This window comes from Pseudoxanthomonas kalamensis DSM 18571, from assembly GCF_010211745.1.
Taxonomy (GTDB): domain Bacteria; phylum Pseudomonadota; class Gammaproteobacteria; order Xanthomonadales; family Xanthomonadaceae; genus Pseudoxanthomonas_A; species Pseudoxanthomonas_A kalamensis.
This window is the reverse complement of the sequence record NZ_PDWQ01000002.1, coordinates 142,913-167,454: the sequence shown is the minus strand read 5'-3', so window position 1 is coordinate 167,454 and position 24,542 is coordinate 142,913. Positions and strand designations below refer to the sequence as shown.

Annotated in this window: 27 protein-coding genes; 18 read left to right on the top strand and 9 right to left on the bottom strand. The window is 66.5% G+C overall.

Going from position 1 to position 24,542, the window contains the following annotated elements; genetic code table 11:
• Window positions 1–29: 29 nt before the first annotated feature.
• Complete coding sequence (locus CSC70_RS04805; protein WP_162455525.1) at window positions 30–950, bottom strand: peptidylprolyl isomerase; 921 nt, start codon at window positions 948–950, stop codon at window positions 30–32.
• 156 nt (window positions 951–1,106) lie between these two features.
• Between CSC70_RS04805 and CSC70_RS04800 the strand changes: the two genes are divergently transcribed.
• Window positions 1,107–1,469 (top strand): PadR family transcriptional regulator, encoded by a 363-nt coding sequence (locus tag CSC70_RS04800; RefSeq protein WP_162455524.1) that lies wholly within the window; start codon window positions 1,107–1,109, stop codon window positions 1,467–1,469.
• On the top strand, window positions 1,466–2,383 hold the full coding sequence (locus tag CSC70_RS04795) for a sensor domain-containing protein (protein ID WP_162455523.1): 918 nt from the start codon (window positions 1,466–1,468) through the stop codon (window positions 2,381–2,383). Before CSC70_RS04800 ends, CSC70_RS04795 begins: the two co-directional genes overlap by 4 nt.
• A gap of 133 nt (window positions 2,384–2,516) precedes the next feature.
• Here the strand turns inward: CSC70_RS04795 and CSC70_RS04790 are convergent, their stop codons facing one another.
• Complete coding sequence (locus CSC70_RS04790; RefSeq protein ID WP_425501516.1) at window positions 2,517–3,794, bottom strand: polyhydroxyalkanoate depolymerase; 1,278 nt, start codon at window positions 3,792–3,794, stop codon at window positions 2,517–2,519.
• 30 nt (window positions 3,795–3,824) lie between these two features.
• Window positions 3,825–4,424 carry a class I SAM-dependent DNA methyltransferase gene (locus tag CSC70_RS04785; RefSeq protein WP_162455522.1) on the bottom strand — a complete coding sequence of 200 codons (600 nt, stop codon included), beginning with the start codon at window positions 4,422–4,424 and terminating at the stop codon, window positions 3,825–3,827.
• Window positions 4,425–4,510: 86 nt separating this feature from the next.
• Between CSC70_RS04785 and CSC70_RS04780 the strand changes: the two genes are divergently transcribed.
• The gene (locus CSC70_RS04780) at window positions 4,511–4,963 is read left to right on the top strand and encodes a CopD family protein (RefSeq protein WP_162455521.1); all 453 of its coding nucleotides are present in this window, start codon (window positions 4,511–4,513) and stop codon (window positions 4,961–4,963) included.
• Window positions 4,964–5,002: 39 nt separating this feature from the next.
• Here the strand turns inward: CSC70_RS04780 and CSC70_RS04775 are convergent, their stop codons facing one another.
• The 4 genes from CSC70_RS04775 to CSC70_RS04760 form a co-directional block, all read right to left on the bottom strand.
• The gene (locus tag CSC70_RS04775) at window positions 5,003–5,377 is read right to left on the bottom strand and encodes a VOC family protein (protein WP_162455520.1); all 375 of its coding nucleotides are present in this window, start codon (window positions 5,375–5,377) and stop codon (window positions 5,003–5,005) included.
• A gap of 26 nt (window positions 5,378–5,403) precedes the next feature.
• Window positions 5,404–7,095: an alkaline phosphatase gene (locus CSC70_RS04770; RefSeq protein WP_162455519.1), complete on the bottom strand. Its 1,692-nt coding sequence runs from the start codon at window positions 7,093–7,095 to the stop codon at window positions 5,404–5,406.
• Between the two features lie 175 nt (window positions 7,096–7,270).
• Complete coding sequence (locus CSC70_RS04765; protein ID WP_246189325.1) at window positions 7,271–8,197, bottom strand: C40 family peptidase; 927 nt, start codon at window positions 8,195–8,197, stop codon at window positions 7,271–7,273.
• A 121-nt stretch (window positions 8,198–8,318) separates the two neighbouring features.
• Window positions 8,319–8,879 carry a C40 family peptidase gene (locus tag CSC70_RS04760; protein ID WP_162455518.1) on the bottom strand — a complete coding sequence of 187 codons (561 nt, stop codon included), beginning with the start codon at window positions 8,877–8,879 and terminating at the stop codon, window positions 8,319–8,321.
• A gap of 81 nt (window positions 8,880–8,960) precedes the next feature.
• Between CSC70_RS04760 and CSC70_RS04755 the strand changes: the two genes are divergently transcribed.
• From CSC70_RS04755 to CSC70_RS04745, 3 genes are read left to right on the top strand one after another with little or no spacing between them, the layout of a single operon-like run.
• On the top strand, window positions 8,961–9,440 hold the full coding sequence (locus CSC70_RS04755) for an FKBP-type peptidyl-prolyl cis-trans isomerase (RefSeq protein ID WP_162455517.1): 480 nt from the start codon (window positions 8,961–8,963) through the stop codon (window positions 9,438–9,440).
• Between the two features lie 14 nt (window positions 9,441–9,454).
• Complete coding sequence (locus CSC70_RS04750) at window positions 9,455–10,711, top strand: DUF418 domain-containing protein (protein ID WP_162455516.1); 1,257 nt, start codon at window positions 9,455–9,457, stop codon at window positions 10,709–10,711.
• A gap of 16 nt (window positions 10,712–10,727) precedes the next feature.
• A complete protein-coding gene (locus tag CSC70_RS04745; protein ID WP_162455515.1) occupies window positions 10,728–11,975 on the top strand; it encodes an NAD(P)/FAD-dependent oxidoreductase in 1,248 nt (415 codons plus the stop codon).
• A 617-nt stretch (window positions 11,976–12,592) separates the two neighbouring features.
• Here the strand turns inward: CSC70_RS04745 and parE are convergent.
• A complete protein-coding gene (gene parE, locus CSC70_RS04740; RefSeq protein WP_162455514.1) occupies window positions 12,593–14,482 on the bottom strand; it encodes a DNA topoisomerase IV subunit B in 1,890 nt (629 codons plus the stop codon).
• A 130-nt stretch (window positions 14,483–14,612) separates the two neighbouring features.
• Here parE and CSC70_RS04735 point away from each other — a divergent pair, with 130 nt between their 5' ends.
• The 9 genes from CSC70_RS04735 to CSC70_RS04695 all read left to right on the top strand — a co-directional run bounded on the left by CSC70_RS04735 (window position 14,613) and on the right by CSC70_RS04695 (window position 21,821).
• Window positions 14,613–14,879 (top strand): hypothetical protein, encoded by a 267-nt coding sequence (locus CSC70_RS04735; RefSeq protein ID WP_162455513.1) that lies wholly within the window; start codon window positions 14,613–14,615, stop codon window positions 14,877–14,879.
• Between the two features lie 146 nt (window positions 14,880–15,025).
• Window positions 15,026–16,702 carry a CTP synthase gene (pyrG, locus tag CSC70_RS04730; protein WP_162455826.1) on the top strand — a complete coding sequence of 559 codons (1,677 nt, stop codon included), beginning with the start codon at window positions 15,026–15,028 and terminating at the stop codon, window positions 16,700–16,702.
• Window positions 16,699–17,532 (top strand): 3-deoxy-8-phosphooctulonate synthase, encoded by an 834-nt coding sequence (kdsA, locus tag CSC70_RS04725; protein ID WP_162455512.1) that lies wholly within the window; start codon window positions 16,699–16,701, stop codon window positions 17,530–17,532. The genes pyrG and kdsA overlap by 4 nt, the downstream gene beginning before the upstream one ends.
• A 20-nt stretch (window positions 17,533–17,552) precedes the next feature.
• Window positions 17,553–18,845, top strand: a complete 1,293-nt coding sequence (gene eno / locus CSC70_RS04720) for a phosphopyruvate hydratase (protein ID WP_162455511.1) — start codon at window positions 17,553–17,555, stop codon at window positions 18,843–18,845.
• Window positions 18,846–18,848: 3 nt separating this feature from the next.
• Window positions 18,849–19,190, top strand: coding sequence for a cell division protein FtsB (ftsB, locus tag CSC70_RS04715; RefSeq protein ID WP_162455510.1), 342 nt, complete (start codon window positions 18,849–18,851; stop codon window positions 19,188–19,190).
• Window positions 19,190–19,879, top strand: a complete 690-nt coding sequence (ispD, locus tag CSC70_RS04710; RefSeq protein ID WP_162455509.1) for a 2-C-methyl-D-erythritol 4-phosphate cytidylyltransferase — start codon at window positions 19,190–19,192, stop codon at window positions 19,877–19,879. Before ftsB ends, ispD begins: the two co-directional genes overlap by 1 nt.
• Complete coding sequence (gene ispF / locus CSC70_RS04705) at window positions 19,876–20,367, top strand: 2-C-methyl-D-erythritol 2,4-cyclodiphosphate synthase (RefSeq protein ID WP_162455508.1); 492 nt, start codon at window positions 19,876–19,878, stop codon at window positions 20,365–20,367. Before ispD ends, ispF begins: the two co-directional genes overlap by 4 nt.
• 52 nt (window positions 20,368–20,419) lie before the next feature.
• Window positions 20,420–21,460 carry a tRNA pseudouridine(13) synthase TruD gene (gene truD / locus CSC70_RS04700; RefSeq protein ID WP_162455507.1) on the top strand — a complete coding sequence of 347 codons (1,041 nt, stop codon included), beginning with the start codon at window positions 20,420–20,422 and terminating at the stop codon, window positions 21,458–21,460.
• A gap of 133 nt (window positions 21,461–21,593) precedes the next feature.
• Window positions 21,594–21,821, top strand: coding sequence for a hypothetical protein (locus CSC70_RS04695; protein WP_162455506.1), 228 nt, complete (start codon window positions 21,594–21,596; stop codon window positions 21,819–21,821).
• A gap of 16 nt (window positions 21,822–21,837) precedes the next feature.
• Here CSC70_RS04695 and CSC70_RS04690 read toward each other — a convergent pair whose 3' ends face one another.
• Window positions 21,838–22,386 carry a Smr/MutS family protein gene (locus CSC70_RS04690; RefSeq protein ID WP_162455505.1) on the bottom strand — a complete coding sequence of 183 codons (549 nt, stop codon included), beginning with the start codon at window positions 22,384–22,386 and terminating at the stop codon, window positions 21,838–21,840.
• Between the two features lie 95 nt (window positions 22,387–22,481).
• Between CSC70_RS04690 and surE the strand changes: the two genes are divergently transcribed.
• The 3 genes from surE to CSC70_RS04675 are packed head-to-tail and all read left to right on the top strand — an operon-like array spanning window position 22,482 to window position 24,519.
• The gene (gene surE, locus CSC70_RS04685; RefSeq protein WP_162455504.1) at window positions 22,482–23,261 is read left to right on the top strand and encodes a 5'/3'-nucleotidase SurE; all 780 of its coding nucleotides are present in this window, start codon (window positions 22,482–22,484) and stop codon (window positions 23,259–23,261) included.
• Window positions 23,258–23,935: a protein-L-isoaspartate(D-aspartate) O-methyltransferase gene (locus CSC70_RS04680; protein WP_162455503.1), complete on the top strand. Its 678-nt coding sequence runs from the start codon at window positions 23,258–23,260 to the stop codon at window positions 23,933–23,935. Before surE ends, CSC70_RS04680 begins: the two co-directional genes overlap by 4 nt.
• On the top strand, window positions 23,935–24,519 hold the full coding sequence (locus tag CSC70_RS04675; protein WP_162455502.1) for a YqaA family protein: 585 nt from the start codon (window positions 23,935–23,937) through the stop codon (window positions 24,517–24,519). Before CSC70_RS04680 ends, CSC70_RS04675 begins: the two co-directional genes overlap by 1 nt.
• Window positions 24,520–24,542: the final 23 nt, after the last annotated feature.

Sequence of the window (24,542 nt, the reverse complement as noted above, 5' to 3'; positions counted from 1 at the left end):
TTTCTCCAGGTCGGGATGTGAGTGTGGGATCAGTGGCGTGCGGGCGTTACCCGTACCGGCAGCGGAACGTTGCACAGGTCGATGTGTCCGGAGGGGCGCTTGTAGAAGGCGTCGCGGCGATTGCGCCGGGCCTCGGTGGCGTCGTGGAAGCTCCGGGTGTCGGTGCGCAGCAGTTGCAGCGGCGTGCGTTCGGCCGCCGGCACGTCGCTGGCCAGGCGGATCGACACAATGGGCGTGCGTTCTTCGGCGTTCTCGTAGAAACCCATCGGCTCGGGGCCGCGCGGGATCACGCTGAGCAGTTCCATGCCCTTCACCACCCGGCCGACCAGGGTGATGTTGCGATCCAGTTGACGCGGCGACTGTCCGGTGACCACGTACAGTTCGGCGCCCAGGCTGCTGTCGGCGTCAAGGTTGCGGCCGGCGCCGAGCGCGCCGTAGCAATGCGCCAGCCAGGCCTTGCCGGCCTGCGGGTCGCGGCCGGCGGGGAAGCCGTCGGCAAAGCCGACCTGCGATGCCCAGCCATCGACGTCGGGTAGCGCGTCGAAGTGCAGTCTGTCGCTGGCGCGCTCGAATTCGGCCGGCAGATGGGTTTTCGCACTACCGAGGGACTTGGCCGTGGCCGGGTCTTCGCCGTCCGGATCGCCGAACTGGACTACGAAGTTGTCCTGCGAGCGATAGATGCTGGTGCCGTCCCAGAAATGTTCGTGGGCCAGGGTGCGGATGTTGCCGGCGTGCTCCGGGGCGAACTCCGGCGCCAGCTCGATGATCACCCGGCCGCCCGGCAACTCCATGTACAGGGTGTTGGCCGGGTCGAGGTCGCGCCAGTCGGTATCCGGCGCCGCGTCGACGATCTCCTGCGCGCTGCGGTAGACCGGCGCGTCGTCGGCAAGGACCGGCGCGGCGGTGGCAAGAGCCAGACAAAAGGCGAGCGAGGTGGTGCGCAGGCGCATATGCGGTTCCGGTGGCGAGCGAATGTGGTCCCCGATTCTGGCCGCAGCGGCCATGGCCGGCAAACCCGACAGGCGATGACTAATGGCACAATCACTATACTGAAGTAATTAGTAGTATTCCCTTCAACCTAGCCAACCCGGGTGGGAGCAGGGCCAATGAACGAAGTGGATGGGTCGCTGAAGAAGTTCCAGAAGGAACTGAGTACCGGCACGGTGTCGCTGGCCCTGCTGGCGGTGCTGGCGCAGGCTGGCGAACCGCTGTACGGGTATCTGATCGCCAAGCGCATGGAGCGGCTCGATGGTGTGCTGAGCGGCAAGCAGAGCGCGCTGTACCCGGTGCTGCGGAACCTGGAAGCGGCCGGGTTGCTGGAGAGTTTCATCGAGCCGTCGGACGCTGGGCCGCCGCGCCGCTATTACCGCATCACCGGACCGGGCCGGCAGGCCCTGCAACAGTGGGCCGCCGCCTGGGGCGCGACCCGCGATTCCGTCGATACCGTCCTGAAGGGGGCATTGCAATGAGCACCAGTGAAACCACCACCGCCTTGCCGACGTCCATTCCCGAATACCTGGAACAGCTGCGCGCGGCGCTGAAAGGCGCCGACCCGGCGATGATCCAGGATGCCCTGTACGACGCCGAGGAATATCTGCGCGCGGAACTGGCCGAGCAGGCCGGAAAGTCCGAGGCCGAGGTGATCGCCTCGGTGGCCGGCAGTTATGGCGCGCCCGAAGAGGTCGCCGAGATCTACCGCGATACCGAGGTCAAGGTGACGCGCGCGTTGCGGCCGCCGCCGCCGCCGCCGCGGACTTCGCTGCCAGGCCGCTTCTTCGGCGTGATCGCCGACCCGCGCACCTATGGCGCGCTGTTCTACATGCTGCTGGCCCTGGCCACCGGAACCTTCTATTTCACCTGGGTGGTGACCGGCGCCAGCCTGTCGGCCGGGCTGCTGATCCTGATCATCGGCATCCCGCTGCTGCTGCTGTTCCTGATGTCGGTGCGTCTGCTGTCGCTGGTGGAAGGGCGCATCGTTGAGGTCCTGCTGGGCGAACGCATGCCGCGGCGTCCGCTGTATACGCAGCGGGACAAGCCGTGGATGACGCGGCTGGGCGAGCTGTTCACCGACGGCCGCACCTGGACTGCAATGCTGTATTTCCTGCTGATGCTGCCGCTGGGAACCGCGTACTTCACCGTCGCGGTGTCGTTGCTTAGCACGTCGCTGGGGTTGGCGCTGGCGCCGTTGAGCTTGCTGTTCCCGTATTCCTACGAAATGGAATTCGGCAGCTGGAACATGGCTTCGGATGCGCCGTGGCTGCTGCCGGCGGTTTCGGCGACCGGGATCCTGCTGCTGTTCGGCACCCTGCACCTGGCGCGGGCGGTCGGCATGTTCCACGGCTGGCTGGCCAAGCACCTGCTGGTGCGCAATCCGGTGGTGTGAAGGGAGCGAGAGGAGCGAGGAACGAGTGGAGAGGAGTGAGAAACGAGTGAAGTCAACGGCGCAGCAGCCTCTGCCTTTCACTCACTCCTCGTTCCTCTCCACTCGTTTCTCTCCACTCGTTCCTCGTTTGCGCTCAAGCGTACTTGGCGATGAAGTCGCGCACCTGCGGATAGACTTTCTCGCGCCAGCGACGGCCGCTGAAGATGCCGTAGTGTCCGGCGCCTTCCACCACCAGGGTGCGGTGGCGGGTCTTGGGGATGCCGCTGCACATCGCGTGCGCGGCGGCGGTCTGGCCGAGGCCGGAAATGTCGTCCAGTTCGCCTTCGATGCTCATCAGCGCGGTATTGCGGATCGCGGCGGGATTGACCAGTTCGCCCTTGACCTTCCACTTGCCGCGCGGCAGCAGGAACTCCTGGAACACGGTGCGGATGGTCTGCAGGTAGTACGGCGCTGGCATGTCCAGCACGGCGTTGTACTCGTCGTAGAACTGGCGATGCGATTGGGCATCCTGCTGGTCGCCCTTGACCAGGTCGGAATAGAAATCCCAGTGCGACATGAAGTGGCGGCTGGGATTCATGGCGATGAAGCCGGCATGCTGCAGGAAGCCGGGATAGACCTTGCGGCCGTGGCCCGGATAGGTTTCCGGCACGGTGTGGATGACGTTGTTCTCGAACCACGACAGCGGCTTGCGTGTGGCCAGGCCGTTGACCTCGGTGGGGCTGTGGCGGGCGTCGATCGGGCCGCCCATCATGACCAGCGAGCGCGGGGTCTTCTCGCCGCGGCCGGCCATCAGCGATACCGCGGCCAGCACCGGTACGGTCGGCTGGCACACGCTGATCACGTGCAGTTTGTCGGCGCCGATGTGGCGGATGAATTCCTCGACGTAGGCGATGTAGTCGTCCAGGCTGAACTCGCCTTCGGACATCGGCACCATGCGCGCGTCGACCCAGTCGGTCACGTAGACCTTGTGGTCGCGCAGCAGGGTGCGCACGGTGTCGCGGAGCAGGGTGGCGTGGTGGCCGGACAACGGCGCGACCACCAGCACCGAGGGTTCTTCCTTCAGCGTGGCGATGCTGCCGGCGTCGTCGGTGTAGCGCTTGAAGCGCAGCAGACGGCAGAACGGCTTGCGGATGATTTCCTGCTCGACCACCGGGATCGAGGCGTCGTCCTTATCGACCTGGTGGATGCTCCACTCGGGCTTCTCGTAGTCCTTGCCCAGCCGGTAGACCAGCTCGTTGTAGGCCGACACGCGTTCGGCCCCCGGCAGCCGCGACAGCCAGCTGTTGGGGTTGGAGAAGATCTTGGCGTTGGCGTCGGCCAGCTGGATCCAGGGCGACATCCAATGGCGGCCGAGTTCATGCCATTGATAGAGCAGCATGCGGTTCAACTCCTTTTTGCTGCGATGCAGCATACCTCAATTCGGTGACGGAGGCACGTCGCATCATGAACAGGGGGCCAGCTCCAGCGCAGCTGCCTGTTCAGCCAGCGTCGGCGACAGCCAGCAGTGCGATCCGGCCTGCTGGAAGCCGGCTTCGGCGAAATGCCGACGGTACCAGCGGGCGGGGCGGGCGATGTAGCCGACATCGTCGCCGAGCGTCTCGTCCTCGCGTGCAAAACATTCCAGAAAAGCCACGCCGGCGCACAGTTCGGCCAGACCGGGCAGGCCGCGAGCGATCTCGCGTGCCGGCAGGTAATGCAGGACGTCGCTGCAGACCAGCAGGTCGACCGGCGCACAGGGGCGCAATTCGGCGAAGTCGGCAAAACGCGCCGGATGCAGGTTGCGCCGGCGACCGTAGCGGCCGATCGCGTATTCGCTGCTGTCGAAACCCAGGTAACTGCAGTTGGGCCGGAGCTTGAGCAGCGGCGCGCGCCAGGCGCCTTCGCCGCAGCCGATGTCCAGCACGCTGCGGATCGGCCGCTCCAGATGGTATTCGGCCACCGCCACCGCCATCGCGACCTTGCGCGCCAGCCGCTGGCGGCCGCCGATGCCTTCGCGGCGATACCACTTGTCGAAGTAGGCGCGGTCGTACTGCTTGCTCATGCGTGCGGATCCTGAGGTGCTGCGAAGGGCGTCTACAATACCCGCCTTCGTCCAGCACGCGCGGCACGGCCGCGGGAGTCCAGCGCATGCACGCCTATCTGTGGGTCAAGACCTTGCACGTGATCTTCGTCATCGCGTGGATGGCGGCGGTGTTCTACCTGCCGCGGATCCTGGTCAACCTGGCCGAAACGCAAGGACAAGCGGACGTGCAGTCGCGACTGGCGCTGATGGGGCGGCGGCTGTACAGCTTCGGCCACATCATGTTCGGCCTGGCCTTCGTGCTGGGCCTGCTGCTGTGGCTGGGCTACCGGCTGTGGCCGACGTTTCCGACCATGGTGGTGGCAGGTTCGGGCTGGATGCACGCCAAGCTGGCGCTGGTCGCGCTGATCCTCATCCACTACGTCGTCGGCGGACGCTGGCTGAAGGGGCAAGCCAAGGGCAAGACGCTGCCTTCGTCGAAGGCACTGCGCTGGTTCAACGAAGTGCCGCTGCTGCTGTTGCTCGGTGTGGTGTATCTGGTGGTGGCCAAGCCGTTCTGAATCCAGCTCGGCCAACCGACGCAGCCGTGCGCGCCGCGCTCATTCGCCCATGTAGCAGACGTTGAGCTTGTTGCCGTCCAGGTCGCGGAAGTAGGCGGCGTAGAAGCCGGGGTAGCGTTGCCCGGGCGCGCCTTCGTCGCTGCCGCCGAGTTCGAGTGCCTTGGCGTGCAACTGATCCACCAGCTCGCGGCTTTCGGCTTGCAGGGCGGCCATGGTGCCGTTGCCGACGCTGGCCGGCTGCTTGTCGAAGGGGTAGGTGATGCCGAGACCGGCGCCGTGTTCGCTGTTGGCCCAGGCGATGAAGTAATCCGGCTCTTCCATCATCCGCTTGCCGCCGATGACGGCGAGGACCTGGTCGTAGAACGCGGCCGCGCGGGCCAGGTCGCGGGTGCCGAGGGTGACGTAGGCGAGCATGTGAACCTCCTTGTGCTGTGGTCGGGTCAGGGAGCCTGCTGGAAATCCTGCGGCTTCGGCAATTCCACCGGTACGCCGTCGCGGTTGCAGGTGCCGGCCGCGCACAGGCGTTCACGCAGTTTCGGCGTGGCCTGGACGATGAAGTGGTAGATGGCGTTTTCCTCGACCGTGCCGCGCACGGCCTGGCTGCCGGGGCCGCGAGCCCAGATGCCGACATCGTCGCCGCCGTGGGTCTCGGACTTGGCGGGGAACAGCGCTTCCTGCAGGTAGTCCGGATTTTCGGTATCGACGTCGGTCAGGTCGGGCCGGCCGCTGGCGGGAGAGAACTCGGCAGGCGTGTGGTAGAAGTGCTTCGGGCCTTCCGGCTGGCGGTTGCTGGCACCGGCATAACCGGGGCCGTTCATGTAGTTCAGGGTGGTGTAGGGCAGGCCCATGCCGTCGCGGGCGTAGTCGCCGGTATTGGCGCCTTCGCCGCTGGCGCCGCGCACCTTGCCCAGAATCGGGTTGCCGCGTTGCGGATAGCCGACGAAGCCCAGCGTATGCGAGTGGTCGGCGGTGACGATGATCAGCGTGTCTTCGGCCGAGGTGGCGTCGGCCGCGGCCTGTACCGCTTCGGACAGGGCAATGGTGTCGGTCAGCGCGCGGAAGGCGTTGCCGGCGTGGTTGGCATGGTCGATGCGCGCGCCTTCGACCATCAGCACGTAACCATTGGCGTTCCGCGACAGGGTGCGGATCGACGCGCGGGTCATCTCGGCCAGGCTCGGTTCGCCGCCGATGTCCTGCGGGCGGTCGTGTTCGTACTGCATGTGGTCGTATTCGAACAGGCCCAGCAGCGCCGGTGCGTCCTTTGCGGCCTCGAACTGCTGGCGGTTCCAGACATAGGTGCCATCCGGGTGCGTCTGCCGCCATTCGGCGACCAGGTCGCGGCCGTCCAGGCGCAGGCCGACCTTGTCGCCGTACTCGGGATCGTTTTCGGCGACGGTCATGAACTCGCCGCGTCCGCCGCCAAGGGCCACGGTCGGACCCTTGCCGAAGTGCGGTGTCATCAACTGCTGGGCGATGTCGCGGCAGCCCTGTTCGACCGCTTCCGGCGGCAGGTCGACATCGGCCTCCCAGTTGCGCTCCGGCGAATGCGCATAGGTCGCCGCCGGGGTGGCGTGGGTCAGGCGCGCGGTGCTGACCACACCGGTGGCCAGGCCGGCGCTGTCGGCCAGCTCCAGCCAGCTCAGCAATTGCTTGCCCAGGCTGTCGGCGCAATCCAGGCGGCTGCCGGCGGAGACGCCGATGGCGCCCATGTGGGTCTTCACCCCGGTGGTGATGGCAGTCATGGTGCCGGCCGAATCGGGGGTCTGCGAATTGGTGTTGTAGGTCTTGCTGAGCGCGGTGGCCGGGAAGGTTTCCCACGACAGCCGGTTCTCCTCGCCCGGCCGCCCCTTGCGCTGGCCGTCGAGGATACGTGCGGCGGCGACCGTGGTCAGGCTCATGCCGTCGCCGAGGAACAGGATCACGTTCTTCGCCTTGCCCTGCATCGCGCCGTTGGCCGCGGCCTGCGCCGCGCCACTGCGGTACCACCAGGCAGGGGTTTCGCCATCCGGGTGGCTGACGGCGGGGACATCGACGACGGTGGCCGGATTGCCGGATCCGGGTTGCGAGGGCGTGGTGCTGCAGGCGCCCAGCAACAGGGCGGCGGTGGCAAGGCTGAACGAAGAACGGAGCATCGCGATCAGGGGGGAAGCGGAAGGGGGAAAGAGCATTATGCGCCGATCCATGTCCGCCCAGTGACAGCAGGGCGCAGCGGGCGATTGCCGCCGGGTGGCGGTGACCGATGCAGGCATGAAAAGACCGCCGTGCGGCGGTCGATCTCGGTGTGCTGCCGAAGCGGAGCCGGTGCGGCTACAGCGCGACCCGGCGCGCCTGCATGAAGTGCTTGCTCCAGTAGCCGCTGTCCAGCTGCGAAACCATCACGTCCTTGCCGGTACGCGGGGCGTGCACGAAGCGGCCTTCGCCCAGATAGATGCCGACATGATCGACGCGCTTGCCGCGGCGGCTGAAGAACACCAGATCGCCCTGCTCCAGTTCGCCGATGTCGCGGATCAGCTGCGCATCCTGCTTGGCGGCCATGTCGCGGGACACGCGCGGCAGCTCGATGCCGAGCGCGGTGCGGAACACGTAGCCGACCAGGCCGCTGCAGTCGAAGCCGGTATCCGGCGAGGTGCCGCCCCAGCGGTACGGCGTGCCGAGCAGGGTCAGCGCACGCTTCAGCAGGGTCTGCACCTTGCCGTCGACCCCGGCCTCGTCGAGCGTGCCGATCTGCTTGATCTTGTCCAGGCTGTGATCGGCCAGCAACCGGTTCAGGTCGTTGGCCAGCATCGCCGAGCGGTCCAGCAGCGGCAGCGCATCATTGGCTGCCAGCCGCGGCAACAGCAGGGTCAGGGTAGCGTTGGCAGCGTCGTTGGCTTTGGCCAGGAATCCGTCGCTGGCCGGTTTGGCGGCCGCAGGTGCCGGTGTTGCTGCTGCCGGAGCATGTTCGGTCGCAGCAACGGCAACGGGCTTGACAGGCGGTGCTTCGACGACGGCGACCGCTTCACCGGCATCGGTATCAGTTGTCGGCGCATCGGCGACAGGAGTTCCGGGGTCGGTCTGTTCTGCCGAAGTGGTCTCGACCGGCAGCAGGGCATCGGCGCTCGCCTCGGCTTCTTCCGTGGCCGGCAGGCTCTGGGCCATGCCGTTCGCGCTGACCATGGCAAGCAGCAGCCCGGAGGCGATCAGGAAACGTCGGGCGGCTGGCTGGCCTGGTGGGGTCAGGTCGTCGGTCGGCACGAAGGGTCAGGGAAGACGGGCTGGACGGAAATCATGCCGTTTGGCGGCCAGATAAAAGTTAAAAATAAGTTAAATAAGGAATGTATGCCCGTGATTCGTATCGCATATCCGGACATGACGATCAGTGCAGGACCCGCCTGGCCCCGCTGTAGTGGTCGCGCCAATAGGCGCCGTCCAGATGGTCCAGACGGACCGTGCCGCCGCTGCTGGGCGCATGGACGAAGCGGCCTTCGCCGACATAGATGCCGACATGGGTGACATTGCCGCGGCTGCCGAAGAACACCAGGTCGGCCGGCGCCAGCTTGCCGGGCGAAATCTTCGGCCCCTGCACCTGGGCCAGGTCGCGCGAGGTGCGCGGCAGGCGCAGGTCGAGCATGTCGCGGTAGACATAGGTGACCAGACCGCTGCAATCGAAGCCGGATTCGGGTGTGTTGCCGCCCCAGCGATACGGCGTGCCGACCAGTCCCAGGGCGCGCATCAGCACCGAATTGGCGGCCGCCGGGTCCTTCGCCGACACCACCGGCCAAGCGCTGCCGGGCGGCGGCGATCTGACCACCGGCTTGTCGCTGCCGCAGCCGGCGAGCACCAGCAGGGTGCCGAACAGCAGGATGGCAATGCGCGGAGCGTGCCGCAGGGCGGCTGGAATGCGTCCGGGCAAGCCGGGATAATGCGTGGCCCTCATGCGTCCATCTTGGGCGCATCCCTCCCGATCGACAAGCCGCCGCCCATTGGCGTCGGCCTGCACGAAGCCACCGAGTCCAGAATGAAGATCGCAAAAGACAGCGTCGTCCGTTTCCATTACACCGTGTCCGAAGTCGGCCAGGCGCCGATCGAAACCTCGAAGGACCGCGAGCCGCTGGCGATCCTGATCGGTCACGGCAACATCATCCCGGGGCTGGAGACCGCGATGATGGAGCACGAGGCCGGCGACAGCTTCGGCGCCGACGTCGGTGCGGCCGAGGCCTACGGCGAGCGTCGCGAAGGCATGACCCAGCGGGTGCCGAAGAAGCACTTCGGCAACCAGCGCCTGGTACCGGGCGAGCAGGTGGTGCTGCAGACCAACTTCGGCCCGCGCGCGGTGACCATCGCCAAGGTCGGCATGAGCGTGGTCGACGTGGACCTGAACCATCCGATGGCCGGCAAGGACCTGCACTTCGACGTCGAGATCGTCGAGGTGCGCGAGGCCAGCGCGGAAGAACTCGAACACGGCCACGTGCACGGCGAAGGCGGCCACCACCACTGAATACCGTTCCGCCGATGCCGGTGGATGCAGCGCTGGCGCCGGTGGCGCCGGGCGAGCGCTTGCAGTCGCTGGACGTAGTCCGGGGTTTCGCCCTGCTCGGTATCCTGCTGATGAACATGGAAGGCTTTGTCGGCCCGACCTGGTCGGCGGGCGGTGGCATTGATCCGGCGTTGGGCGGGCTCGATCGCTGGGCCGACGGCCTGATCTACCTGCTGGTGCAGGGCAAGTTCTACACCCTGTTCTCGCTGCTGTTCGGCATGGGCTTCGCGGTGATGTCGCAGCGGGCCGAAACTGCCGGTCGCGATTTTGCCGGGGTGTACTGGCGGCGCGGCCTGGTTTTGCTGGGAATCGGCCTGCTGCACGCGGTACTGGTCTGGTCCGGCGACATCCTGGTGGCGTATGCGCTGTTGTCGTTCTTCCTGCTGGCATTCCGTCCGTTGCGCGGCGGCTGGCTGGTGGTGCTGGCGCTGCTGGCCTATGCCGCGCCGTCGGCGTTGATGCTGATGATCGGTGCGGTCGGTTCGCTGATGCAGCTGGACCCGCAGGCGGCCAGCGGCTGGAACGAGATGATGTCCGAGCAGCAGAAGATGATGGCGTCGCTGATCGAGGCGCAACGGCAGGCGTTCGGCAACGGCAGCTGGCTGGAAGCGGTCCGCCAGCGCCTGCAGGACCTGGGCCTGGCGCTGACCAACCTGACCATGGTCGGGCCGCAGGTGTTCGGCATGTTCCTGCTGGGGGCGTGGTTCGTGCATTCGGGCGCGATCGTGCAGCCGCAACGGTTCCCGCGCCTGTACGCCGCATTGCGCTGGATCGCGCTGCCGGCGGGACTGGCGGCGATGGGACTGTCGATCGCGTTGCAGCCGGACATGTCGGTGCTGCGCTTCGACCTGCGCAGCGGTTTCGCCTACAGCCTGGCCATGCTGGCGGGCTTGCTGCTGTGCCTGGCCTACCTGGCCTGGCTCCTGCGCGGCCTGCAGTCGCCGCGCGGTCGGCGCTTGCTGGCCTGGTTGGCGCCGGCTGGGCGCATGGCCCTGAGCAACTACCTGCTGCAGTCGCTGGTCTGTACCTGGGTGTTTTACGGGTATGGACTGGGCTACTTCGAACAGTTGCCGCGCGCTTGGCAGGTGCCGTTCGCGCTGGCCCTGTTCTGCGCGCAGGTGCTGTTGAGCCGCGCCTGGCTGGCGCGCTTCCGTTTCGGTCCGGCGGAATGGGTCTGGCGCTCGCTGACCTATCTGAAGCCGCAGCCGATGCGGCAGACGGTGGCGGCCTGACCGTACACTTGCAGCGATGAACTCCCCCCAAGACGATGTCCTGATCCTCGGCGGCGGCGTGATCGGGCTGGCCACGGCATTGGCCCTGCTCGAATCCGGCCGCGGCGTGCGCATCCTGGAAGCCGGCAAGACCGGCCGCGGCGCCTCGCACGGCAACTGCGGCACCATCACCCCCAGCCACGCGCCACCGCTGGCCGCGCCCGGGCAGATCACCCAGGCACTGCGTTGGATGTTCACTCCCGGCGCGCCGCTGTACATCAAGCCGCGGCTGGACCCGGCGCTATGGCGTTGGTTGTTGAGTTTCGCCTCGCGCTGCAACCGCCGCGACTGGCGCGCCAGCACCTGGGGGCGGGCGGCGCTGCTGAACGATTCGCGCCAGCGCATGGCCGAATGGATCGACCGCTACGGCATGCAGTGCGAATTCGTGCAGGAAGGCATGGACTACGTGTTCCGCAGCCGCGAGAACTTCGAGCGGCACATGGCCGATTGCGAGGCGATCCGCGAGTTCGGCATCGACAGCCGCTTCATCGAGGGCGCCGACTACCTGCGCGCCGAACCGGCACTGAAGGACGGACTGGCAGGCGCGATCCGCTTCCCCGGCGATGCGCGCCTGCGCCCGGACCGCTACGCCAGCGAGTTGGCGCGGCTGGTGCGCGAACGCGGCGGCGTCATCGAGGAAGACTGCGCGGTGCAGTCGCTGCAGGCCGACGATGCCGGGGTGTCGGCGCACACCGCATCGGGTCAGCGCCGCGGCCGCGAGGCGGTGGTCGCGATGGGCGCGTGGTCGCCGCAATTCGGGCAGTGGCTGGGCATGCGCCTGCCGATCCAGCCTGGCAAGGGCTACTCGATCACCTATTCGCGCCCGCGGCGGGTGCCCAGCCATCCGATCACGCTGAAGGATCGCTCGGTCTGCGTCAGCGCCTGGGACAGCGGCTTCCGCCTGGGCAGCACGATGGAATTCTCCGGTTACGACACCACGCTGAACCCGACCCGGCTGGCTGCGCTGGAAACGGCGGCGCGCGAATACCTGCACGAGCCGGTCGGCGAAACGGTGGAAGAGCGCTGGTACGGCTGGCGGCCGATGAGCAGCGACGACATGCCGCTGCTGGGTCGCGCGCCACGTCATCGCCGGCTGTGGATCGCCGCCGGCCACGGCATGCTCGGCGTCAGCATGAGCGCGGCCACCGGTCAGCTGATGGCCGACCTGATCACCGGCACAGCACCGGCAATTGACCCGAAGCCCTACGCGCCGGAGCGTTTTTGATATGGCAGGAACAAGCTTTGATGTTGGCCTGGACGCTTGCAGGCGAGTCTGACCGCGCGTGATTGACGGTAGTCGGAGTGAGCGCTAAAAGGCCGAAACAGGGGAGTTTTGACAAGGAGAAGTTGATTATGAGGAAGTCCAAGCTAGCAATCTGCATCAATGCTGCCGCAAGAGCAGAAAATTGCACTAAGCCGTGCTCTGGAACAGATAGGTGGGGGCAGTGATTCAGATCATCATGTTGCTCTTTGGGCAATTTGTATTAGCGGGCTATGCCGTCTATTCACTTAGGTTTGTGCCAGAACGGTTGAGAAGAATCTGTAGGATCACGGTTGTGCTGGCAATATTGCTTATGATGTTTGCGCTTGGCCTTCCCTATTGGAATGTGATTAATTGGCCTTGAGGCATTGATGTATGGAATGGCGTAGCTCTGCATTATGTGCATCTGCGCCATTGCCTTGGATTGCGATGTTCGACGAGGACGGTACAACCTTTCCTCAATACTTTTCACGCTTCTCAGTGTTGCCAGATCGCCCTTCTGCTCCAGCCGCGCTGCGCGTATCCATCCGCCATCATGGCAATGATGCCGTCGCCACGGCTGATGTGGATGAATGGCCGGGTCAGACTTCCAGCGTGGCCAGATCGCCCTTGGTTTCCAGCCACAGCTTCCGATCACCGGCGCGCTTCTTCGCCAGCAGCATGTCCATCAGCGAGCGGGTTTCCAGATCGTCGTCGATGGTCAGCTGCACCAGTCGGCGGGTATCGGGGTGGATGGTCGATTCGCGCAGCTGCGACGGATTCATCTCGCCCAGCCCCTTGAAGCGGGTCACGTGCACCTGGCCCTTGATCTTCTCGCGTTCGATCTTCTCCAGCAGCAGGCGCTTTTCCTCTTCGTCCAGCGCGTAGAACACCTGCTTGCCGACATCGACGCGGAACAGCGGCGGCATCGCCACGAAGATATGGCCGGCGCGGACCAGTGCCGGGAAGTGGCGAAGGAACAGCGCGCTGAGCAGGGTGGCGATGTGCAGGCCGTCGGAGTCGGCGTCGGCCAGGATCACCACCTTGCCGTAGCGCAGGCCGGAGATATCGTCCTTGCCGGGATCGCAGCCGATGGCCACGGCCAGGTCGTGCACTTCCTGCGAGGCCAGCACGCCGCCGGAGGCGACTTCCCAGGTGTTCAGGATCTTGCCGCGCAGCGGCAGGATGGCCTGGAAATCCTTGTCCCGCGCCTGCTTGGCGCTGCCGCCGGCCGAATCGCCTTCGACCAGAAACAGTTCGGTGCGCGACAGGTCCTGACTGATGCAGTCGGCCAGCTTGCCGGGCAGGGCGGGCCCCTGGGTGACCTTCTTGCGCACAATCTGCTTTTCGGTCTTCAGCCGCGCGCTGGCGCGTTCGATGGCGAGCTGGGCGATCTTCTCGCCGAGATCGGTGTGCTGGTTCAGCCACAACGAGAAGGCGTCCTTGGCCGCGGCTTCGACGAAACCGGCGGCCTGGCGCGAGGACAGTCGCTCCTTGGTCTGGCCGCTGAACTGCGGGTCGGTCATCTTCAGCGACAGCACGAAGGCGACCCGGTCCCACACGTCTTCCGGCGCCAGCTTGACCCCGCGCGGCAGCAGGTTGCGGAAATCGCAGAACTCGCGCAGCGCCTCGGTGAAACCGGTGCGCAGGCCGTTGACGTGGGTGCCGTGCTGGGCGGTCGGAATCAGGTTGACGTAGCTTTCCTGCACCAGTTCGCCTTCCGGCACCCAGGCCACCGCCCAGTCGACCACTTCGGTGTCCTTGTCCAGCTGGCCGACGAACAGTTCCGGCGGCAGCAGTTCCTGGCCGGCCAGCGCGCCTTTCAGGTAGTCGCGCAGGCCGTCCTCGTAATGCCACTGCTCGCGCTCGCCGCTGGCCTCGTCGTACAGGCTGACGGTCAGGCCTGGGCACAGCACGGCCTTGGCGCGCAGCAGGTGCTTCAACGCGCGTAGGCTGAACTTCGGCGAATCGAAATACTTCGGGTCGGGCCAGAAGCGCACGCGGGTCCCGGTGTTCTTCTTGCCGACGCTGCCGACCGTTTCCAGCGGGGTGTCGCGGTCGCCGTCGCGGAAGCTGATGCGATGCTCGCTGCCGTCGCGTTTTATGTGCACCTCGACCCGCTTCGACAGCGCGTTGACCACGCTGACGCCGACCCCGTGCAGGCCGCCGGAAAAGGTGTAGTTCTTGTTGCTGAACTTGCCGCCGGCATGCAGGCGGGTGAGGATCAGCTCCACGCCGGGGATCTTCTCCTCCGGGTGGATGTCCACCGGCATGCCGCGGCCGTCGTCGGACACCTCGCAACTGCCGTCCTTGTAGATCGTGATGGCGATTTCGCGGGCATGGCCGGCCAGCGCCTCGTCCACGGCGTTGTCGACCACCTCCTGCGCCAGGTGGTTGGGGCGGGTGGTGTCGGTGTACATGCCGGGCCGGCGCTTGACCGGGTCCAGGCCGGAGAGGACTTCGATGTCGGCGGCGTTGTAGCGGGAACTCATGGACTGCCAGTGCATCCGTATTGCTGAACAATCGGGAAAGTGTGCGGCCTGAACCGCTTTTTTGCACGTTCAGGGGGCGGTCGGCCGGGCTGCGCTAAGGTCCGCGCATTCACACGCAGGGAGAACTCCCATGACCCAGCGCAAATCGTTCCTGAAACCGGCCTTGCTGGCCTTGACGGTGCTTGGCTTCGCCACGGCGACGGCCGCTTTTGCCCAGTCGGCCGACAAGAAGGGCACCGACGACAAGGCGCGAAGCGCCCAGGACGACCGCAGTCAGGCGCAGAAGAAGGCCGACCGCCGCGCCGCCAACCAGGAGCTGGCCGCGCAGCGCGCCAAGTCCAAGGACGAGTCCGTCCGCGCCGGCAAGGAAGAGGAAGAGGAGAAGGACAAGCCCTGAGCGGCTGGTCTTCTAGTGGTTTCCCGCACGCCCCGCTGGTCGGGGCGTGCGCGTTTCCGGGGCCGGCGGCGCGGTTTGGAGACCGGGGCCGCTGCCGCTAGACTATGGCTTTCCGGGAAGCCCGCGCCATGACATCCCCTGGCCCCATCACTCCGCTGGTATTCGTCACTGGCGGCGTCGTGTCCTCGCTCGGCAAGGGAATCGCCGCCGCCTCGCTGGCGGCTATCCTCGAGGCCCGTGGCCTGAAGGTCACGATGATGAAGCTGGATCCGTACATCAACGTCGATCCGGGCACCATGAGCCCGTTCCAGCACGGCGAGGTCTACGTCACCGACGACGGCGCCGAAACCGACCTCGACCTGGGCCACTACGAGCGCTTCGTGCGCACACGGCTCAGCCGCAGGAATTCGGTCACCACCGGCCGCATCTACGAGAACGTGATCCGCAAGGAGCGCCGCGGCGACTACCTGGGCGCGACCGTGCAGGTCATCCCGCACATCACCGACGAGATCAAGCGCTGCATCGACGAGGCCACCGCAGGCTTCGATGTGGCCCTGGTCGAGATCGGCGGCACGGTCGGCGACATCGAGTCGCTGCCGTTCCTCGAGGCGATCCGCCAGATCCGCACCGAGCGTGGCCCGGACAAGGCCGTGTTCATGCACCTGACCCTGGTGCCGTTCATCGCCGCAGCCGGTGAGCTGAAGACCAAGCCGACCCAGCATTCGGTCAAGGAATTGCGTTCGATCGGCATCCAGCCGGACGTGCTGCTGTGCCGGTCGGAACAGGAGATTCCGGACGGCGAGCGGCGCAAGATCGCCCTGTTCACCAACGTCAGCGAGCGCGCGGTGATCAGCGTCCCGGACGTGGACGTGCTGTACAAGATCCCGACCGGCCTGCACAAGCAGGGGCTGGACGATTTCGTGGTCGACCGCTTGCGGTTGCCGGTATCCGGCCCGGCCGACCTGTCAGAGTGGGAAGCGGCGGTCGACGCCACCCTGCATCCGCTGGACGAGGTCACCATCGCCGTGGTCGGCAAGTACGTGGACCACAAGGACGCCTACAAGTCGGTCGGCGAGGCGCTCAAGCACGGCGGCCTGCGTCAGCACACCCGGGTCAATCTGAAGTGGCTGGAGTCGCAGGACATCGAGGAGCAGGGCGATGCGGCGCTGCGCGATGTGGACGGCATCCTGGTGCCGGGCGGGTTCGGCGACCGCGGTTTCGAAGGCAAGGTGCTGACGGCGCGGTTCGCCCGCGAGAACCGCGTGCCGTACTTCGGCATCTGCTACGGCATGCAGGCGGCGGTGGTCGATTACGCCCGTCACGTGCTCGACCTGACCGACGCCAACAGCACCGAGAACGACAAGCAGTGCGAGCATCCGGTGATCGGGCTGGTCACCGAATGGCGCACCGCGACCGGCGAGATCGAGAAGCGCGACGAGAAGTCGGACCTGGGCGGCAGCATGCGCCTGGGCCTGCAGGAAGCCCGGTTGAAGCCGGGAACGCTGGCACGCGAACTGTACGGCAAGGACGTGGTCGCCGAACGCCACCGCCACCGCTACGAGTTCAACAACCGCTATCGCACCCAGCTGGAGGACGCCGGCCTGGTCATCTCGGCCAAGTCGATCGACGACCTGCTGGTGGAGATGATCGAACTGCCGCGGCAGGTGCATCCATGGTTCCTGGCCTGTCAGGCGCATCCGGAATTCCTGTCGACCCCGCGCGACGGACATCCGCTGTTCGTCGGCTTCATCCGTGCCGCCCGCGAGTGCAAGTCGTTCAAAAGCGGGGCCGGCGGCAAACTGCTGAAGGAAGTGCGCGCGTGAAGCTCTGCGGATTCGAGGCCGGACTCGGCCACCCCCTGTTCCTGATCGCCGGTCCCTGCGTGATCGAGTCGATGCAGCTGCAGCTGGACACCGCCGGCCGGCTGAAGGAGATCACCGGCAGGCTGGGAATCAATTTCATCTTCAAGTCCAGCTTCGACAAGGCCAACCGCACCTCGGGCACCAGCTTCCGCGGCCCCGGTCTGGAGGAAGGCCTGAAGGTGCTGGCCGAGGTCAAGCGGCAGATCGGCGTGCCGGTGCTGACCGATGTGCACGAGTACACGCCGATGGCCGAAGTGGCTTCGGTGGTGGACGTGCTGCAGACCCCGGCCTTTCTGGTTCGGCAGACCGACTTCATCCGCAACGTCTGTGCGGCCGGCAAGCCGGTCAACATCAAGAAGGGCCAATTCCTGTCGCCGTGGGACATGAAGCCGGTAGTCGAGAAGGCCAAGTCCACCGGCAACGACGCGATCATGGTCTGCGAGCGCGGCGCCAGCTTCGGCTACAACAACCTGGTCAGTGACATGCGCTCGCTGGCGGTGATGCGCGACACCGGCTGCCCGGTGGTGTTCGACGCCACCCACTCGGTGCAGCTGCCGGGCGGGCAGGGCACCTCCAGCGGCGGCCAGCGCGAATTCGTGCCGGTGCTGGCGCGCGCGGCGGTCGCGGTGGGCGTGTCCGGCGTGTTCATGGAAACCCATCCGGACCCGTCCAAGGCCCTGTCCGACGGCCCCAACGCCTGGCCGCTGGACAAGATGGAAGCGCTGCTGGAAACCCTGCTGGCGCTGGATGCCATCACCAAGAAGAACGGTTTTCTCGAATCCACCCTTTGACACGAGCCATAGACGACCCGATGACCAACATCGCCAAGATCCACGCCCGCGAAATCCTCGACTCCCGCGGCAACCCCACCCTTGAAGCCGAGGTCACGCTGGCCGATGGCAGCTTCGGTCGCGCCGCGGTGCCGTCCGGCGCGTCCACCGGGACCAAGGAGGCGGTGGAACTGCGCGATGGCGACAAGACCCGCTATCTGGGCAAGGGCGTGCGTACCGCGGTGGCCAACGTCAACGATGCCATTGCCGATGCGCTGAAGGGCTTCGATGCGGCCGATCAGGAAGGCCTGGACCGGCGCCTGATCGACCTCGACGGCACCGAGAACAAGGGCCGGCTGGGCGCCAACGCCCTGCTCGGAGTGTCGCTGGCCAATGCGCACGCAGTGGCCGCCAGCAAGGGCAAGCCGTTGTGGCAGCACCTGTCCGACACCGCCGAATCCGACGTCTGCCTGCCGGTGCCGATGATGAACATCATCAACGGCGGCGCGCATGCCGACAACAACGTCGATTTCCAGGAGTTCATGGTGCTGCCGGTCGGCTTCGCCTCGTTCTCGGAGTCGCTGCGCGCCGGCACCGAAATCTTCCATTCGCTGAAGTCGGTGCTGAAGAGCCATGGTCTGAGCACGGCGGTCGGCGACGAGGGCGGCTTCGCCCCCGATTTCCGCAGCAACGTAGAGGCGCTGGACACCATCCTGGAAGCCATCGGCAAGGCCGGCTATACCGCCGGCGAGGACGTGCTGCTGGGCCTGGACGTGGCCTCCAGCGAGTTTTTCGACAACGGCAAGTACCACCTGGTTGGCGAGAACAAGCGCCTGACCAGCGAGCAGTTCGTCGATTTCCTGGCGGCATGGGCGGCTGAATACCCGATTGTCTCGATCGAGGATGGCATGGCCGAGGACGACTGGGCCGGCTGGAAGGCGCTGACCGATCGCATCGGCAGCAAGGTGCAGCTGGTCGGCGACGACCTGTTCGTCACCAATCCGCGCATCTTCAAGGAAGGCATCGAGTCCGGCACCGCCAACGCGATCCTGATCAAGGTCAACCAGATCGGTACGTTGACCGAGACGCTGGAGGCCATCGCCATGGCCCATCACGCCGGTTACGGGGCCATCGTCTCGCATCGCTCCGGCGAAACCGAGGACACCACCATCGCCGACATCGCGGTGGCGACCACGGCGACCCAGATCAAGACCGGCTCGCTGTGTCGCAGCGACCGCGTGGCCAAGTACAACCAGTTGCTGCGCATCGAGGAGCAGTTGGGCGCGGGCGCGCGCTACGCCGGCCGCGACGCCTTCGTTTCGCTGAAGCCGTAAGCGATGCGCGGCATGCGCTGGCTGCTGCTGGTGCTGGCCCTGCTGCTGGGGGTGTTCGTCTATCTGCAGTACCAGTTCTGGTTCGGCCGCGCCAACTCCGGCGAGGTCGTGGCGATGGAAAGTCGTGTCGCCAGCCAGCGCCAGGAAAACGATGGGCTGCGCGACCGCAACGCGCGGCTGGCCGCGGAAGTGGAAGACTTGAAATCCGGCGGCGATGCGGTCGAGGAGCGCGCGCGCAGCGAACTGGGCATGATCAAGCCCGGCGAAACGTTCTACCGCGTGGTTGAAGAGCCGGCACCGGCCGATGCCGAACGCGCGGACGCTGATACCGAGGCGCAGCCCTGATGCCCGGCGTCTGGGCGGTGGTGCCGGCGGCCGGCCGCGGCACCCGCTTCGGCGGGACGGTGCCCAAGCAATATCTGCAGGCCGGCGGCCGACCGGTGATCGCGCACACGTTGACGGCGCTGCTGTCGCATCCATCGGTGGCCGGCGCGATGGTCGTCATTGCGGCCAATGACGCCGACTGGCCCGGTTGGGACAGCGTGGTCGGCAAACCGCTACGAACCTGTACCGGCGGCGCGACCCGTGCCGAGTCCGTGCTGGCCGGCCTGCGCGCCTTGCCCGACGACGTGCGCGCCGACGATTTCGTGCTGGTGCACGATGCGGCGCGCCCGAACCTGTCTGCTGCGGATTTGTCGATATTGCTGGAGCGCGGCCGCGCCGATCCGGTTGGCGGCATCCTGGCGGCGCCGGTGCGCGACACGCTCAAGCGCGCCGGCGAGGATGGCGGCATCGACGGCACCGAGCCGCGCGAAGGGTTGTGGCGCGCGTTGACGCCGCAACTGTTCCACCGGCTGCAGCTGTCGCGCGCGCTGGAAGCCGCCGCGGCCGCGAAGGTCGAAATCACCGACGAATCGATGGCGATGGAACGCCTGGGCCAGCGGCCGCTGCTGGTGGAAGGCAGCGAGGACAATTTCAAGATCACCACGCCGGCCGATCTGGACCGGTTCGAATTCATGCTCTCACGCTCATGACACAGACCGGGATACGCATCGGCCAGGGCTTCGATGTCCATGCTTTCGGCGAAGGCGACCACCTGATGCTCGGCGGCGTGCGGGTAGCTCACGAACGCGGCGTGCTGGCCCACAGCGACGGCGACGTGGTTATCCATGCCTTGTGCGACGCCATGCTGGGCGCGCTGGCGCTGGGCGACATCGGGCGACATTTCCCGCCGTCCGATCCGCAGTGGAAGGATGCCGACAGCCGCGCGTTCCTGCGCCACTGCAACGGCCTGATCCGCAAGCGCGGAGGCTGGCGGATCGGCAACGCCGACGTCACCGTGATCTGCGAACGGCCGAAGATCGGGCCGCACGCGCAGGCCATGCGCGAGACTCTGGCCAGGGACCTGGGCATCGATCCTGGCCAGATCAGCATCAAGGCGACCACCAGCGAGAAACTCGGCTTCACCGGCCGCGGCGAAGGCATCGCGGCGCAGGCGGTGGTGCTGCTGGTTCGCGATTGATGTCGGTGCCGGACACGTTTTGTGATCGGGCGGTGCTGTGTGGAGACGGTGCATGAATGAGGCCCCCGTTCCGCCGCCGCGCGCATTCGGCGACGCCGTGCTCACAGCGCAAATCCGCAGTGTTCCCGAAGACTTCTTCGTCGAGGAAGTCCCGGCCTTCGAGCCGGCCGGCGAGGGCGAGCACTTGCTGCTGACCATCGAGAAGCGCGGCCTCAATACCGCTTTCGTTGCCAAGGAGCTTGCGCGCTGGGCGAAGATTCCCGAGATGGGTATCGGCTATGCGGGCCTGAAGGATCGCAACGCGGTGACGCGGCAGCGGTTCAGCGTGCATTTGCCGAAGAAGATCGCCCCGGAGTTCGATTCCCTGTACGTCGAAGGATTGAAAATCCTCGAGTCCTGCTGGCACAACCGAAAACTGCCGCGCGGCGCACTGGCCGGCAACCGTTTCGTGCTGGTGTTGCGCGAAGTGAGCGGTGAGCGCGAGGCCATCCAGGCGCGGTTGTCGCAGATCGCCGCGCGCGGTATTCCGAACGCCTACGGCGAACAGCGCTTCGGTCGTGGCGGCGGCAACATCGCGCAGGCGTTGGCGATGTTCGACGGGCGCCGGATGCGGCGTGAGCAACGCAGCCTGCTGCTGTCGGCGGCGCGTTCGGAACTGTTCAACCGGGTGCTGGCCGCGCGTGTCGCGCAGAACTGCTGGGATACCCCGCTGGACGGCGAGGTCTGGGTGCTGGACGGCAGCCGCAGCGTGTTCGGCCCGGAACCGTGGAACGACGACCTGGCGCGCCGACTGGCGGAATTCGACATTCATCCTTCCGGACCGCTGTGGGGCGAAGGCGAACTGCGCAGCCGCGATGCTTGTGAGCGACTGGAGCGCGACGCGCTGGACGACGATCTGGCCCACCGCTTGCGCGCGGGACTGGAGCAGGCCGGCCTGAAACAGGAGCGCCGTGCGTTGCGCTTGCGGGTAGACGGCCTGCAATGGGCGTGGCCAGAAGAAGCGGTGTTACAGCTGGAATTCGGCCTGCCGCCCGGCAGTTATGCCACGGCCTTGCTGCACGAGTTGGGCCGGATTTGTGAGCCTTCCGGCTGACTAGTCCGCTTGTCGGAAAGGGATTACCGGCACTGGCATTTTCATGCAGAGGGTTTATAACCGCAGATACACCCGGGCGTGGGTGTCCGGGTGACTGAAGCATGCAGTTCTGCATGCAACCGGAGGGCGAACCATGAAACGTACGCTATCGGTATTTGTCTCTGTATCCGTGGTTATGGTGTTGTCCGCATGCGCCTCGGACCGGAGCAAGCTCGTGCAGGCGAATCCAGCAGGGCAATCGCAGAACAGCCAGGTGGTGACGGCTGATCAGTTGTATATTGCCAGAGTGGAGCACATCGCCAAGCAGCGTGGTGTCCGCGTGAAATGGGTGAATCCGCCCGACCAAAAGCAGAGCAATTGAAACAGATTGGCGGCGGTCAGGGCCGACGTTGTGCGAGCAATACCAGCACCGCGCCGGTTCCGCCCTGTGCCGGTGGCGCCGAGTGGAAGGCCAGCACTTCGGCGCGCTGGCGCAGTTGGCGGTCGACCAGGTTCTTCAGTAGCGGCAGTCCATCATCGGATTGCAGGCCCTTGCCGTGGATGATGCGCACGCAGCCCAGCGACTCGGCATGCGCTTCGCGCAGGAACCGGCGCAGCAACTGTTCGGCCCGGCGCAGGTCGCAGCCGTGCAGGTCCAGTTCGTCCTGCACGGCGTACTGGCCGCGACGCAGCCGGCGGAATGCAGTCGCCGGCAGGTTTTCGCGGCGGTAGGCAAGGGTGTCACCCGCCTGCAGGGCATCCTCTTCCAGGGCCAGGCGGAACTCGCTGAGCGCCTCGCTCTCGTCGCGCTCGGCCATGCGCCGGGACGGGCGCGGCGGAGCCTTGCGCGGTGGCGGCGGCGACTCGGGCAGCCGGCGGACCTCGCCGATCGATTCCCGGAACAATGCCGCGTCGTCCGCATCGTCGTCGGGGGCGCGTCTGGACATGGCCGACATGGTCGACGCTGCGTCCGCGCCGCGCAAGCGCGGGACTCGGAAGCGTGCGCATCCGGTATCATGTGCGCCGCACGAAGAGGAGTTCCATGCGCATTCTTGTCAGCAACGACGACGGCGTGGATGCCCCCGGCATCCGGGCGCTGGCGGAGGGTCTGCGCGCCGCCGGCCACGAGGTCCTGGTGGTGGCGCCCGACCGCGACCGTTCCGGGGCCAGTAATTCGCTGACCCTGGATCTGCCGATCCGGGTCAAGCAGCTCGATCCGCAGACCTGGCGCGTCGCCGGCACGCCGACCGATTGCGTGCACCTGGCCCTGACCGGGATGCTCGATTACGAGCCGGACATCGTGGTCTCGGGGATCAACAACGCCTCCAACCTGGGCGACGACGTGATCTATTCCGGCACCGTGTCGGCGGCAATGGAAGGGCGCTTCCTCGGCCTGCCGGCGGTGGCAATGTCGCTGGTCACCGTTGACCACAAGCCACAGTACCTGGAGACCGCCGCGCGCGCCGCGGTGGAAATCGTCCAGCGGCTGAAATCCGATCCGCTGCCGGCCAACACCATCCTCAACGTCAACGTGCCCGACCTGTCCTGGGATGCGGTGGAAGGCTTCGAAGTGACCCGGCTCGGCAATCGCCACCGTTCCGAGGCCTGCCTGCCGCAGCCGGACCCGCGTGGCGGTACGGTGTACTGGATCGGCCCGGCCGGCCCGGAACAGGATGCCGGCCCCGGCACCGACTTCCACGCAGTGCGCACCGGCTACATCTCGATCACCCCGATCCACGTCGACCTGACCCGCTATCAGGCGCTGGAGAAGGTTGCCAGCTGGGTCGATGGGTTGAGCGCTTCGCTCGAGGTTTCCGCATGACCCCGCGCTTGCGTCTGCAACCGGAGGCGGTCGGCATGGGCATGACTTCGCAACGGGTCCGCGACCGTCTGGTCGAACGCCTGCGCGAGTCCGGGATCAGCGACGAGCGGGTGCTCAACGCCATCCGCACCGTGCCGCGGCATCTGTTCGTCGATGAGGCTTTCGCCACCCGCGCCTATGAGGACACCGCCTTGCCGATCGGCCACGGCCAGACCATCTCGCAGCCGTGGGTGGTGGCGCGGATGACCGAAGCCTTGCTGCAGGATGCGCCGAAGAAGGTGCTGGAGATCGGTACCGGTTCCGGTTACCAGGCGGCGGTGCTGGCGGCGCTGGGGATGCAGGTGTACACGGTCGAGCGGATCGGCGACCTGCTGCGGCAGGCGCGCAAGCGGTTCCGGCAGTTGGGCCTGAACGTGCGCAGCAAGCACGACGACGGCCGCATCGGCTGGCCGGAAGAAGCTCCGTTCGACGCCATCATCGTTACCGCCGCGGCACCGGCGCTGGTGGACAGCCTGATCGATCAGCTTGCCGTCGGCGGCAGTCTGGTCGCGCCGGTCGGCGCGTCCGGCGGGCAGTCGCTGCTCAAGCTGACCCGACGCGAGGACGGCAGCGTGGAAGAAGACCACCTGGCTGCAGTCACCTTTGTGCCCCTGCTGTCGGGAACCCTGGACTGATGAAGCTGTTCGGCCCCTTGTACGACCGGTGCATCGCCTGGTCGAAGCATCGGCATGCGCCGCGTTACCTGGCAGGGATGAGCGCCGCCGAGGCGACGTTCTTCCCGATTCCTCCCGACGTGATGCTGATTCCGATGAGTCTGGCGCAGCCGCAGCGTTGGGCGCGGTTGGCGGCCGTCTGCACCATCGCTTCGGTACTGGGTGGGTTGGTCGGTTACCTGCTGGGCCATTACGCGCTGGAAGCGGTGATGCCGTGGCTGCAGCGCGCCGGCTATGCCGACACTTTCGCCCAGGTGCAGGGGCTGTTCGAACGCTACGGCTTCTGGATCATCATCGTCGCCGGCTTCACCCCGATCCCGTTCAAGGTATTCACCGTGGCTTCCGGTGCGGCCGGCATGCCGCTGTTGCCGTTCGCGCTGGGTGCGCTGGTCGGGCGCGGGGGCCGTTTCTTCCTGGTGGCCGGGCTGGTGGCCTGGCTGGGGCCGCGTTACGAGCCGATGATCCGACGCTACATCGAACTGCTGGGCTGGGTCGTCGGCATTGCCGTGCTGTTGCTGCTGGTATGGTTGCAGTGGCGGCATTGATCCGCAAAGCGAGCCGGTGTTCA